This window comes from Pseudomonas sp. KT_2_4, from assembly GCF_041410225.1.
GTDB lineage: Bacteria > Pseudomonadota > Gammaproteobacteria > Pseudomonadales > Pseudomonadaceae > Aquipseudomonas > Aquipseudomonas paracarnis.
The window spans coordinates 5202192-5215829 of the sequence record NZ_CP166962.1 but is presented as its reverse complement, the minus strand read 5'-3'; the positions used below and the strand labels follow the sequence as shown (position 1 = coordinate 5215829).

At 60.1% G+C, this 13638-nt stretch carries 10 protein-coding genes; 2 read left to right on the top strand and 8 right to left on the bottom strand.

What is annotated here, in order from left to right; translation table 11 throughout:
* Positions 1-58: 58 nt before the first annotated feature.
* The 3 genes from AB9N64_RS23915 to AB9N64_RS23905 are packed head-to-tail and all read right to left on the bottom strand — an operon-like array spanning position 59 to position 3040.
* The gene (locus AB9N64_RS23915) at positions 59-952 is read right to left on the bottom strand and encodes a carboxylesterase (RefSeq protein WP_058410457.1); all 894 of its coding nucleotides are present in this window, start codon (positions 950-952) and stop codon (positions 59-61) included.
* Positions 949-2343, bottom strand: a complete 1395-nt coding sequence (locus tag AB9N64_RS23910) for an aspartate aminotransferase family protein (protein ID WP_003188936.1) — start codon at positions 2341-2343, stop codon at positions 949-951. Before AB9N64_RS23910 ends, AB9N64_RS23915 begins: the two co-directional genes overlap by 4 nt.
* On the bottom strand, positions 2336-3040 hold the full coding sequence (locus AB9N64_RS23905) for an MtnX-like HAD-IB family phosphatase (protein ID WP_014717124.1): 705 nt from the start codon (positions 3038-3040) through the stop codon (positions 2336-2338). The genes AB9N64_RS23910 and AB9N64_RS23905 overlap by 8 nt, the downstream gene beginning before the upstream one ends.
* 241 nt (positions 3041-3281) lie before the next feature.
* Between AB9N64_RS23905 and AB9N64_RS23900 the strand changes: the two genes are divergently transcribed.
* Positions 3282-4052 carry a MipA/OmpV family protein gene (locus AB9N64_RS23900; protein WP_014717123.1) on the top strand — a complete coding sequence of 257 codons (771 nt, stop codon included), beginning with the start codon at positions 3282-3284 and terminating at the stop codon, positions 4050-4052.
* Positions 4053-4186: 134 nt separating this feature from the next.
* On the opposite strand, the gene AB9N64_RS23895 is transcribed toward AB9N64_RS23900, so the two are convergent.
* From AB9N64_RS23895 to AB9N64_RS23875, 5 genes are all read right to left on the bottom strand, one after another.
* Entirely contained in the window at positions 4187-4591 is a 405-nt protein-coding gene (locus tag AB9N64_RS23895) for an EamA family transporter (protein ID WP_014717122.1), read from the bottom strand.
* Positions 4588-4968, bottom strand: coding sequence for an EamA family transporter (locus tag AB9N64_RS23890; RefSeq protein ID WP_014717121.1), 381 nt, complete (start codon positions 4966-4968; stop codon positions 4588-4590). The genes AB9N64_RS23895 and AB9N64_RS23890 overlap by 4 nt, the downstream gene beginning before the upstream one ends.
* On the bottom strand, positions 4965-5885 hold the full coding sequence (locus AB9N64_RS23885; RefSeq protein ID WP_032872911.1) for an arginase: 921 nt from the start codon (positions 5883-5885) through the stop codon (positions 4965-4967). Before AB9N64_RS23885 ends, AB9N64_RS23890 begins: the two co-directional genes overlap by 4 nt.
* Before the next feature lie 227 nt (positions 5886-6112).
* On the bottom strand, positions 6113-6766 hold the full coding sequence (locus AB9N64_RS23880; protein WP_014717119.1) for a DsbA family oxidoreductase: 654 nt from the start codon (positions 6764-6766) through the stop codon (positions 6113-6115).
* A 58-nt stretch (positions 6767-6824) separates the two neighbouring features.
* Positions 6825-7844, bottom strand: a complete 1020-nt coding sequence (locus AB9N64_RS23875) for an alpha/beta fold hydrolase (RefSeq protein WP_019817689.1) — start codon at positions 7842-7844, stop codon at positions 6825-6827.
* Positions 7845-8034: 190 nt separating this feature from the next.
* Here AB9N64_RS23875 and AB9N64_RS23870 point away from each other — a divergent pair, with 190 nt between their 5' ends.
* Positions 8035-13605 carry a dermonecrotic toxin domain-containing protein gene (locus tag AB9N64_RS23870; RefSeq protein WP_371359703.1) on the top strand — a complete coding sequence of 1857 codons (5571 nt, stop codon included), beginning with the start codon at positions 8035-8037 and terminating at the stop codon, positions 13603-13605.
* Positions 13606-13638 lie beyond the last annotated feature (33 nt).

Genomic DNA, 13638 nt, shown 5'->3' with positions numbered 1-13638 from the left:
AATGTGGGAGCTGGCTTGTCGGGTCGCCGCATCGCTGCGATGCAGGCGCCGCGGTGTATCAGGCAGATTGCAGTGATGCCATCGCCGGCAAGCCAGCTCCCACAGGTGCCTGCGTTGGCTTGAAGACTGCGTGCTGCTCGACAAACCTGGCACTCAACTCGATCACCCGGCGGTACTGCAAATCGACCGTGATCATGTGGTAGCAGTTGTCCAGCAGGATCTTGGTCACCGGCCCGCCGAGGTGGCGCTCCACGTAATCGGCGTTCCAGCGGCTGGTGATGTCGTCCTCGATGGAATGCAGCACCAGCGCCGGCACCTTGATCTGGGGCATGCGTTTCTTGACCACCGCGTTCATGCGGTGCAGCTCGCGCACGGTGATGCCTTCCATGGTCAGCAACCCCGCCTCACTGCTCTCGCCTTCCTTCATCTGCCGCTCGACGATGGCCCGCAGGCGCTCGTTCTTAATGCCATAGGGCGGCTTCTCTTCGAAGCTGCAAATGTGCACGCCGAACGGAATCTTCATCAGCAAGGGCGTGAGAAACGCCAGTTTGTTGATGCTCCAGCCGTCGTACTTCAAGGTGGTGGAATACATCAGCAACCCGGCGACTTGCCCTGGGTGTTCGGACGCCACATACATCGACATCACCGCGCCCATGGACAAGCCACCGACAAACACCTGCCCGTGGCGTTGCTTGACCTGTACGAAGGTCTTGCGCACGCCTTCGTACCAGTCCTGCCAGCCGGTGGCCTGCAAGTCGCTGTTGTCGCCGCAGTGCCCGGCCAGCGTGGGCACATACACCGTGCAGTTGCCCGCCTTGGCCAGGCCCTTGGCGACCTGGCGCAACTCGGTCGGTGTGCCGGTCAGGCCGTGGATCAACAGGATCCCGACCGGACCATCACCGAGAACGAAACCGGCAGTGCCTTCACCGAGGTCGATCCCTTGAGCATTCACCGCGTGGTTGCTCGCACCAGCAGTTGCTCGAGCAACTTCAGGCCCAGGTCGATTTCCGGGTAGCTGATTTCCAGGGACGGCGCCAGGGTGATCACGTTCTTGTAGTAACCGCCCACATCGAGGATCAACCCGAGCTTCTGGCCGTCTACCAGCATGTCGCCTTTCATGCCTTCTTCGACCATGTAGTCCAGGGTCGCCTTGTCCGGGGTGAAGCCATCCGGGCCGCAGATTTCGCAGCGCAGCGCCAGGCCCAGGCCGTCCACATCGCCGATGATGGGGAAGCGTTTTTGCAAGTCTTGCAGGCCTTCCAGGAAGTATTTGCCCTTGGCCATGACCATGGCGCCGTAGTCGACTTCGCTGGTCATCTTGAACATTTCCAGGCCCACCGCGGTGCCCAACGGGTTGGAGGCGAAGGTGGAGTGAGTCGAACCTGGCGGGAACACCTTCGGGTTGATCAACTCTTCACGGGCCCAGATACCGCCCAATGGGTTGAGACCATTGGTCAACGCCTTGCCGAACACGATCACGTCCGGCTGTACATCGAAGTGCTCGATCGACCAGAGTTTGCCGGTGCGATAGAAGCCCATCTGGATTTCGTCGGACACCATCAGGATGCCGTGCTGGTCCAGGACGTGCTTGAGCTCGCGGTAGAAATTCATCGGCGGGATCACGTAGCCGCCGGTGCCCTGGATCGGCTCGACATAGAAAGCTGCGTATTCGCACTGGTTGGTCTTAGGGTCCCACACGCCGTTGTATTCGGTCTCGAACAAGCGGGCGAACTGCTGCACGCAATGGCTGCCGTACTCTTCCTTGGTCATGCCCTTCGGGCCACGGAAGTGGTAAGGGAATGGGATGAAATTGGCGCGTTCGCCAAAGTGGCCGTAGCGACGACGATAGCGGAAGCTAGAGGTGATCGACGAGGCGCCGAGGGTGCGCCCGTGGTAGCCGCCTTCGAAGGCGAACATCAAGCTTTTGCCGTTGCTGGCGTTGCGCACCACCTTCAGGGAATCTTCGATGGACTGCGAACCGCCGACGTTGAAGTGCACACGGCCGTCGAGGCCGAACTTGTTCTTGGCATCGACCGCGATCATTTCCGACAGCTCGATCTTGCCTTTGTGCAGGTACTGGCTGGCGATTTGCGGCAGGGTGTCGATCTGCTTTTTCAGCGCGTTGTTCAGGCGCGGGTTGGCATAGCCGAAGTTGACGGCCGAGTACCACATCTGCAGATCGAGGTAGGCCTGGTCTTCGGTGTCCCACACATAGGAGCCTTCGCAGCGGCTGAAAATACGCGGCGGCTCGATGTAGTGAACGGTGTCGCCGTAGGAGCAATACTTGGCTTCTTTATCCAGAAGCACCTGGTCTTCAGCGGTAGCGATACGGATATCAGACATGATGGAAGAGTTCCTGATTGTCAGAAGAGGTGTTGAAGGTGGTGGCGTTGGCGGCGAGGCCTTGTGGCAGCTTGGCCAGCAACGCCGGCACTTGCGCAAAGCTGTCGAAGCGCGCATGAGGAATCTGGTGGGCGACGCAGTAGTCGGCGAGGCTGCCCTTGGCGAACACGAAGTCGGCGGTGGAGGCCACGCACATGTCGGACTTGCCGTCGCCGATCACCAGCACGCGCTTGTTGCGCGGCGTGGATTTGCACTTGCAGTTGCCGGCAGCGGCGCGACAGGCATCGCTGGAATACGGGAAGTCGATGCGCCAGCTGTCCTGGTCGACCTGGCGCAGGCGGTTGGCGAGGATCGGCAACAAGGTCACGTAGTTGCGCGAAAGGATGCGGGCAATGCCCTGCTCGATGCCATCGCTGACCACCTCGATGGAAGCACCCAGGCCCATGACGTGATCGACAAAATCCGGGAAGTCCGGGTCGATCTGGACGCTGTCAAAGTACGCCAGCAGTTCAGCCGGGGTGGCCTTGATCAGCGCCAGTTGGCGGCTCAGGCATTCGCGTGAACCGATATGCCCATCCAGCCATTCCTGCTCAATGGTTTCCCACTCGGGGCCGGCGAAGCGTTGGAGGACGTTGTCGATGACATCGGTGGGGGTAATGGTCCCGTCGAAGTCACACACGATATGCCAGTTGATCATCTGCCTTTCCTTTAGGTAAAGGGCCTTGGAGGAGCGCGCTGTCTGCGCTTGCCAAGGGATAGAGCAGGGACTGTGCCAACTGGCCAAAACCCCGCAGGGCTGGGGGTGAGCGCGAAATGCGCAGCGATATATGTCGCAGGAGCTACAATTTTTGTAGCTTGCTACAAACAACATGAGTGCTTGCGCAGGCGCGTCGGTTTGCGCGTTCATGCGCGCCTGCCCACCTTCAGGAAACGTCTCCATGTCCAAGCTCGCTGCTGCTGTATTCACCGGTTTACTTGGAGGGTGGGGCCTTTGCAGTGCCGCGTGGGCAGAAGGCATCACGGGCGACGTGGGCGCGGGCCTCAGCTATCAGCCCCACGACCCCAGCGCCAGCCGCTACGAAACCCGGCCTGTGCCTTACCTGGACCTGGATTGGGGCGACGTCAGCCTGAGTACCGATGACGGCCTCACCTGGAGCGCCCTGGATACCCACGGCCTGACCGCTGGCCCCTATATCAACTACCTTCCGGGGCGTACTTCCAACGGCGAATTGCAGGGCCTGCGCAACGTGTCGGACATGGCCGAGGTGGGCGGCTTCGTCCAATACGCCCCGGCCAATTTCTGGCGGGTCTATGCGCAATTGGGCCAGGCCGTGGGCGGCGGGCATTCCCAGAGCGGCGCCCTGGGCAAAATCGGCGGCGAGCTGGGTTACCCCGTGGGTGGCGGGATTATCGGCAGCAATAGCCTGGTTGCGCATTTTGCCGATGCGCGCCAGACCAATACCTTCTTCGGCGTGGACAACAACGAAGCCGTCGCTTCAGGCTTGCGGCCCTATAACGCGAGCGGGGGCTTCCAGAATGTGACGCTGAGCCAAAGCTTCGCCTTCCCCATGGCGCCCCATTGGTCGCTGCTGACCAGCGCCAGCTGGGTACACCTGGTGGGGTCGGCGGCCAAGAGCAGCATCGTCAAGGAGGCTGGCCATGTGAATCAGGGCCAGGTGCAGACGGCGATCAGCTACACCTTCGACTGAATTACACGGGAGCAAAATTGTGGGAGCGGGCTTGCTCGTGAAAGCAGTGTGTCCGTCACCCGATACTTAACTGACCCACCGCATTCGCGAGCAAGCCCGCTCCCACATTGAGCCTGTGTTTCATAGCACTAACTTCAGTGTTCTTCGCCTTCAGCCAACAGCGCGATACCACCGATAATCACCACCACGCCCACCCAATGCAGCACGCTGATGTGCTCGCCCAGCCCCAGCCAAGACCCCAGCAATACGGCCACAAACACCAGCGAACTCAGCGGAAACGCCAGGGACAAACTGCTACGCCGCAGGATCAGCATCCACACAAAAAACGCACCCAGATAGCTGGCAATCGCCGCCAGAATCCCCGGGTTACGCGCCACGTCCGCCAGCCATTGCCAACTGAAGTCCATCGGCCCCAATTGATCGCCGGCCACCTTGGTGAACAACTGCCCGGCGCTTTCGGTGGCGATCAGCAGTGCCCACAGCACCAGGGTGCCAAGCCGCCCATGCAGCCAGCCGGTATTGATTGTTTGCGTTGTCATGCCTGGTTCCCCGCGATTGCTACCAACATCACACCCAAAGTGATCACCAATGTGCCCAGCCAGCGACGTCCGCTGACGGTTTCCTTGAGCACCACCCTGCCCGCCAACACCACCAGGCAATAGGCCAACGCCGCCAGCGGAAACAGCAGACTCAAGGGCGCACGGGACAGCGCTTCGAGCCACACAAAAAACTCAATCACATAGGCGCCGACGCCGGCCCACAGCAGCGGCGCATTGAACACCTGGCCCCAGAACGCACGCAGGCGAAAACCGCCATCGAGTTGGGGCAAACGGTCCACGCCCAATTTGAAACACAGCTGGCCAATCACATCGAGGACGATGGAAAACGCCAGTAACAACACCACGGTCAGGGTCACGGGAACAGCTCCTCAAACAGGTCGATCAAGGCTTCATTGGTTGCAGCATTGCGCTGCAAGTCTTGCGGGCTCCAGCGCTCCGGTGGCGGCTGGTCGGACTTGGCTTCCCAGCGCTTGAACGCGTTGCTGAACGCCGGTGTGGCGAACTCACCGCAGATGTCGATGCCAATGATGCGTTTACCCGCCGCCAACGCCCGCAGGGCCTGGAGCAAATGGGTCAGGCGCATGCCGCCCTGGTCCCAGTTGGTGGCGGCGTCTTCACTGGCCAGCACATCTTTGTCGATGGTGATCCAGATCGCCTCGGTGGGCAGGCTGGCAATCATCTGGTCGAGGAAGGCTGCCCAATCCAGGTCCGCCAGGTTGCGCCAATGCAGGTGGTTTTCCTGTTGCTGGTGGCCGGCGCCGTCCCCCACCCGGCCCCAGACCTTGGACGGCGGATGCTGCCAGGGAAACAACTGCAAACGCCCGCGCTTGAGGGCGCCAAGGTTGCCGCCGCGCAGTTGCGGGTTATGCAGGTCATCGCTGCACGGGCCGAGGGTGACGATGCGTTGGATCGCCGGCATCTTCAGCGCCCGGTTGACCCACGAACCGCAGTGCCGCTTGGGCGCAAAGCGCACCCAGTCGGGGTGGTTGTCAAAGTGAATCAGGCTGACGGGCTCTTTGAGATCGGCCAAAAACGCCGGCGTAAGGTGGTGATAATCGCCGGAACCGACAAACAGGATTTCCGGGCGCGCGTCACGGGGCCGTGGCCGTTGGGCCAGGCGCTCGACGAAACGCTTCCAGGTTTTTTCGGTGGACCACAAACGCAATTTCGGGCCCAGGTCCAGCAGGTCCAGGCGCGTGGCCCGACCGCTGGCCAACCGCCGGGCAATCGGTGCCTGGCCGGTGAGGCTGTGGTCAAGGTCTAGAATGTTCAAGGTAAGTTTCACCCCTAATGGCAGCGCCCAACCGCAGGCCGGTTGGGCTTTAGGGGTGTAATGCAAGGGATGGGCCAGCGCTCGGATGAGCGCCATGTTTGCAAACAATGAGTATCACGTGTGGGAGCTGGCTTGCCGGCGATAACGGTGTGTCAGCCAGCCCATTTGCAACTGACAGTCCGCTATCGCAGGCAAGCCAGCTCCCACATTTTGCTCCGTGCTCGGCCTCAGGATTTCGATTCGTTGATAATCTGGCGAATCGCGCCGACGAAGGCTTCCGCCGGTTGCCCACCGCTCACCGCATATTGGTCATTGAAGACAATGGTCGGCACCGAACTCACCCCACGAGAAACCCACAGCTGTTCCTGCTCGCGGACTTCGGCGGCGTATTCATCGCTGGCAAGAATCTCGGCGGCGCGCGCAATGTCCAGCCCTACGCTCTCGGCGATGATCGCCAGGGTCGCGTGGTCGGAAGGGTCCTGGCCATCGCTGAAATACGCCTTGAACAGCGCTTCCTTGAGGTTGTATTGCAAACCTTCCAACCCGGCCCAATGCAACAGGCGGTGCGCGTCGAAGGTGTTGTAGATACGGCTCTGGCCGTCGGTGCGGAACGCAAAGCCCAATGCGGCGCCCATGTCGCGGATACGCGCACGATTAGCCTGGGACTCTTGCGCCGTGGAGCCGTACTTTTCGGTGATGTGCTCGACGATGTTCTGCCCGATGGCGGGCATGTTCGGGTTCAGTTCGAACGGCTGGAAATGAATCTCGGCCTGCACTTCGCTGCCGAGCTGGTCGAGGGCTTCGGTCAGGCCGCGCAGGCCGATGATGCACCAGGGGCAGGATACGTCGCTGACGAAATCGATTTTCAGGGGGGTACTCATGGTGGGCAACCTCGCGGGCAGTCATGCGCATACATAAAGGTTGCACGATACACCACCTTCACAGCACCTTCGAAGGCTCGCTCAAATCGATCTGCGCCCAGTGCGCGGCATCCTGGCGATGGGCTTGCAGGTAGGGCAACACCGCCGCCAGCAAGGGCGCCTTGAACGCTTCCTGAAAACGGTGGGCCAGGCCGGGAATCAATTTCAACTGGCTGCCCTGGATATGCGCGGCCAGATGCACGCCGTGCATTACCGGCAACAACGGGTCGGCGGTGCCGTGTACGACCAGGGTCGGCACCCGCAGTTGGTTGAGCAAGGGCACACGGCTCGGCTCGGCCAGGATCGCCATGATCTGGCGCTTCACGCCTTCGGGGTTGAAGGCGCGGTCATAGGACAGCGCCGCCTGGTGCAGCAACGCCTGGCGATCGTCCTTGATATCCGGGCTGCCCAACGCCGCGAGCAAGTCTGCCTGTTGCTCCAGCGCCACCTCACGATTGGGCGCGCTGCGCCGCGACAGCAATTGCACCAGGGCTGCGTTCGGTGCGGGCAGGCCCTCGGCGCCGGAGCTGGTCATGATCAGGGTCAGGCTTTCCACACGCTGTGGCGCCATGGCCGCCAGGTGTTGAGCGATCATGCCGCCCATGCTTGCGCCAAGGACATGAAATTGCTGCACCTGCAATGCATCCATCAAGCCCAGCGCGTCGTCGGCCATGTCGGTCAACGTATAGGGTGCCGCCACCGGCAAACCGAGCTTGTAGCGCAGCACTTCGAAGGTCAGGTTGGCGCTCGCCGGCGCCTGCCGCCAGGTGGACAGGCCGACGTCGCGGTTGTCGTAGCGAATCACCCGAAAGCCTTGTTCGCACAGGGCCACCACCACTTCATCCGGCCAGTGAATCAACTGCCCGCCCAGCCCCATCACCAGCAGCAACGCAGGGTCGGACGCACGGCCGATACTTTGATAGGCGATGCTCACCTGAGCCAGGTCGACCGTTTGGGTCGGGACATTGACATCACACCGAGAAGCCGCAAAAGACGGCAGGCCGAACAGGAGAGCGGCCACTAAAAACAACGCACGCATGAAAAACACCAAAACGCAGAACCCCAGTAGAGCGCGAGTCTGATGAAGTTTGTTCAAGCGCGCTGCCACAGTTCGATGACAGTTTGATGAAGAGTGCCCAGCGGTCATGTCGATAGCTATGTGCCGCAGCCCACTTGGCATGTCGATCTCTAATAGGGCTTTGGCCTTTTAGATAGAGCGAATCCGCCCCATGCCTTCTTCCATTGCCCTACCTCCTGCGACACACCCACTGATGCAACCGGCCATCGACGAACACCTGCTCGCCGATGCCACGCCACGCTTGCAGAACTGCCGCGCCGAGCTGCTCGTGCTAATGGAGGGTATCCCGACGGTGCGCGACACCATCAATCGGATGCTCCAAGCGCAGCTTCAATTGGACGGCGAGCGCGTGGCACTGGAGTTTCCCGCCACCGAGCGACGTGGGCGCAGCCGCATTGTCCTGACAGATGCCTGCCTCTATATGCAACAGCATCCGGCCCTTGATACAGCGCAGGTGCCAGACGCACGTGTGCTCAACCTGCCGCAGGCCCACGCGTTGTCGCGCTACACCGCGGCGATGCTGCTCGACGAGCTCAAGGGCCTGGACCTGGAACAAAGCCTGGATGACCACTGGCTGCGCTACTGGCGTACAGAGCGAGCGCCCCGCTCGCCGGTAACTTGCTACAAGCGGGTGCTGGAGCTGTACCGGATTCACATTGAAGCCAGCGCTGAGCGGTCACTCGCCTCGGGGAAGGTGCATGCCGAAGTCCTCGATCCCGTGTTTTCACTGCTCCATTCGCAGTCGGCTACAGCGCAGACACCTCGCCGCTACACCGAACACCTATTTCTCAAGCCCCACGACGCCCCAGCCATCGCCCTGCCTGGTGCCTGGGTATTGAGCCTCGATACGGAAACGCCGGCCAGTCAACTGCTGTACCTGCCCACTCAGGTTCCGACATGGAAGGTATTGAGCAGACGCGAAGACCTGGAACGCTGGCTGCTCGACCGACAGCAAACGCTGTTCGGCATCACCGAGGTCGATCCTTTGGCAAGGATCGACTACAAGGCCAGCCACAACCCGCTGGAAACGGGCATCACCCTTTGGCTGAAACAATTGACCGAGGCGCAATATCAGGACGCTCTGAGCCCGCTTGCGAACGTACAGATCCACGACGCTTACTTGGCCCTCCAGCACGTCGACCGGCTTGATGACATGCGTAAAACCCGCTGTCTGTTTGCCTCGGAGCCTGAACACCCGGAATCGGCCGTCGGCACCACTAGCACCCCACCCGTTCCCCAATTCGGCCGGCTGCATAACGGTGTCGATACCCGCCAACGCAAAGCTTTGATCGAGCACCAACGGCGCGCCCTGGAAAACCTGTTGGGCAACGACACACCAACGAGTGAGCGCTGGCAGTCATTCAAGCAACAACTGGACGCACTCAAGGCGCTACAACACGCTGCCGAAGCGGCGGCGCGGGCCATGCTCAACCGAGCGCCCCTGGATTTCGACACGCTCAACACCCACTACACCGCGCTGTACCAGGCACGTTTGCAGGGGGTCAAGACCGAAGCGCGTATCCAGAGAACCCTCGATCAACTAAGTGAGGACGAACTGCAACTGATCGAAAACGCCCTGGCCGCACCCTCGCCGGATGTCGTCGCGTTGACCTTGTCGGTCACTCAAGCCGGGAATCCAACGCCTACCCGCACCGAACTCAACGGGCCACTGGTTTTCCTTCCACCCCAGGACGAATCCACGGCCGGGACACGTGAAGGCGTGCATATCATTTACTGGCCCGGCAGGGACGGTGGTTTGCAGCGTTTCTCGTCGCGCCAGGCACTGGAGGATGGGATATTTGGCATTCAGCCCGAGGATCAACAACTGGCGCTGCAATTCACGACACTGACCCAGGACCCATTCGACTACAGCTTGAGCAGTCAACAGGCCGCCTTTGAAGAACAGGCCGCCCGCGTGCGCCAGACGTGGTCAGCCGATGAACACGCGTCACAGCGCGTCGGTGAACTGGAGCAACGGGTGGAGCAAACGCTGCCTGGCTTGTTGGTGCCCGAAAACTCGGCGCGTGAGGCGGCGTTTCTGCTACTTGTCGAACAACATAATGCGCGGCTGCTGGCCGAACGACTGCCGTCATGGCTGATCACTCAACCCGTTGAAAAACGCGAGGCATTCAAGGCCCTGCTACGCGCCTATATACCGGCGCTGAACAATGCCCAGACGCTGCTGGAGCGCTCCCTGCCACCGCGTGACGCGTTCGTCAGGCACAAGCTCGATGCGCGTATACGCAAGGATTTTTCCATCCGCAAAGGCTTTACTCTTCAACTGGAACTGCCTGACTCGGTGGAGCAAAAACGCGACATCATTGCCGGCGCCGCACCGGGTACTCCGGTCAAAATCATTGATATACCCAGTGCCAGGCGCAGCCAGATGACGTTGGACGACCTGGCGCTACGCAACATCGACGCCGAACTGAGCCAGCGCCTGGGGTTCGTGACTGTCCAGGTGACAGCCGACGATGTCGAAGAGCGTGACACCCTCAAGGCTGGCATCACAAAAAGCTACCTGAAGGATCTAGTTACCGGCCTTGACCTGGCTAAACAGTACGAAGTCCGCATCCTCGACGCGTTCAAGGGCGCCCAGGGCGAATCCATCCATCAAAAACTCTACCGCCGCGAATGCCTGGTGGAGCCTTTGCGCCTGATGCTCAAAACGCAGGGCATATTGGCGCACATGCAGAACCACATCAGCGCCGACGAAGTACGGGTGTTGAACACCGCCATCGACGCCGATACCCAGGCCGCCTGGCACGCCAGCGCGAAGCGCATCCGTCTGCTGCCGGCTCATCTGAGTGTTGGTGGTGCGGACACCCGGCAGGAGAGCCAGATTACCCTGTCGGGCATCACATTCATCGAGGAACAAAACTCGGGCAGCACCTTGCTTTACCTTCCGGACGCGCCTGACGAACGCTACCTGCGCCGTTATGCCAATCTTGAGCAGGCGCGCATTGCCCTGTTCGAACTCTGCCGTCTCGACAGCATGGCGCTATACGTGGCGGGTCGCGCAATCAAGGGTGATGTGCGAGCACACCTGGGTCGTATCGACCATGCCACCGGTAAAGGCTACGACGCGATGATACAGGCCGGACTCCCCTGGCCAGTCACCACTTCATTGGCCGCCCATCAGTTGAATGCTCAGATGGGCCGTTTGCTGGAAGCGCATCGTAATGATGCGCGATCCAATGATGACCTGGCCCACGAAAAATATTCTCTCAAAAGCGGCAAGGTGTTCAACGGCATCAAAATCGCTCTGTCGTTCGTACCCTTTATCGGCACTGCAGTGTCCCTGGCAGACGCCACCACCAGCCTGTACCAAGCCGTAGCTGCCTTCAGGCGCGGTGACAGCGGGCATGGCATCGAACAATTAGCCTCGGTGTTCGAGTGCCTGGTATACGCGGCGATGGATACCCTGGCGCTGGCGGCCGTGCCCGGCTCACGCGGCAGTTCGGCCCGGCGATTGAGCGCCGCCCACCAGCTCAAGCATCCGCGACGCCCAAACTTTTGGCGCTCTGTCAAAACACACCAGCGCACAACCGCACGCCAGCGTTTTGCCGGTTACGAACACCCGCATATCTTCAGTATCGACAGCCTGCAACCGGTACATACCGGGCCTTATCGCCATACCCTGCGCCACACCTCTGGCGAGCATTTCATCCTCAGTGAGGGGCGCTATTACAACGTCAAGTTTGACCCAACGGCTCACGAGATGCGTCTGGTCGCCAAGGGCAAGTATTACTCACCGGCCGTTGCCCTGGACCACGCGTTGCAGTGGGACACTTACTCGGCACTGCATGGCGGCCACCTCACGGGTTATGGCGGCGGCAGCAGGCGCACAGGACGTGACGCATCGCGGGCGCGGGCCAACGTGCCAGCAACCGTCGCTCGGCAACTGCCTGCAGACGCGCTTGAGGTCAATATGCAGCGCCTCGAACTCGGCCAATCCCTGCAAAACCAGGCCCGTGCCTGTTACGGTCAGGTCAGCGAGACCACCAGCAAGCTAAAGAAATTTGCCAGTGACTATCCGGCCCCGTCAGACGTATCACCACAAAAATTAACGGACAGCAAAATCCTGGATATCGCGCTGACCAAAGACGTCGACGATGCCAAGCACCTGTATGCATCGTTCGAAACGGCTAAACAGCGTCAAGTGCATATTCGCGACCTCGACTATTCCGAGGAACTGAACCGGACAGCCCACATCGTAGCGGACCGCCTGAACCACCTGATCCAGAATGCAAAAGACCGGGCCGGTGTGCTTATCGATCGAATCATCGAGATCAACCACCAACTGAACCGCTCATCTCACACACCAGGGGCTCTTCAAGCACTGACCCAGGAAATCAGACAGTGTCGCCTTGACTTGCTCGATGAGCTGAACCGGATAGAGGCCTCGATGAAAGACATGAGCACGTGGGTCAAACGCATCACCGTCAGGCACACGCGCACGGAGGTCTCCACCTACTTGGATGCCTGGAAAAACAGGTTTACCGACCTGCGCATGGCGAGCACGAGAAGCAGCAATCTCATGCAAGCGCTCAGCCTGCGGCCAGACACCTTGAGCATTGACTGGCTGTTTCTGGAGGCCGCAGTGCATCGAGCCAGAAGCAGGTTCGATCGTGCCGTCACCAGCCACATGACGTTGCCCGATGCCAACATCAGCCGTGTCGAACGCAACCGGGTCCTGCAAAACTGCATCAAGGTCTATGAAGACTTGTCGCTTGACTTGATAACCTGGAACGAAAAATCGCCCAGCCATTTCGACCAAAGCTTTCTGGCGCTGCTGCAGAAGGATCTTGCCCGCCTGATACGAAAAGCCCAGCGCACGATAAAAAAGCCCGCTTCCCAGTCAACATCGAACACCACCCAAACGGTGTTTGAAACTGACGAGGGTCAGTTATTGATTGGTATCGAGAAGCCGGCCGGCCAGCAGTCGCCGAGGCAATTGATCATCAACGATGCGGATGGGGCGACTGTTGAAGTGTGGGACAAGATTGGCGACAGCAACACCTTTCGCTTGAACACCAACCAAAGCCGAACGGTTGCCGCCCCACCGAAGCTCCCCACCGACGTAAACGCCTTGCTCGCGAACGCCCGTGCACGCTTGGCGGCGGCGGATGCCTTTGAAAATAAGGTGCGAAGCTACAAAACCATGGAACCGATCAATCTTGAACATATGCTGGTGACCGAGGCCAACGATCTGCGTGCCCGCGCCAGCAAAGTGCAGAGCCTGGATGCAAACAACCCGATCATCGAACAACTGAACACTCGAGCCAGTGCGCTTGAAAAGTCCGGTGAAGCGTTGCGTATCACGCGCAGCCTGCAAAGCAGTACGCCTACCGAGGGCTACCTGGATTACCTGATGGGCAAAGGTCGCGTGGTAATCCGCAAGAAAGGCACACGGCAAAAAATGCGCGAAAAGCGTCCCGATGGACAAGACGACTACCTGCAAGAATATGAAATATACGAGGCGAGCAAGCAGGCGAAAACCGACAAACCGATCTGGTACGCCCATTTTCATTACGATGCGCCGAACTCGGCATTCGACAGTTTTCGCAAAGCACATTTAAAGCTGCAACATCAGCAATATCTCGGGATGAAATGGCAAGCCGCCAAAGAGGGTGCTGGCGCTGCCTTTGCCGACACCAGGATCTGGCGCGGCAACATCGACAAGTCGATCGCCGAAACCCACTTCCTGCCATTGGGTTGACGCCGTTACGCTGCGGCCAACATGAACAAAGCT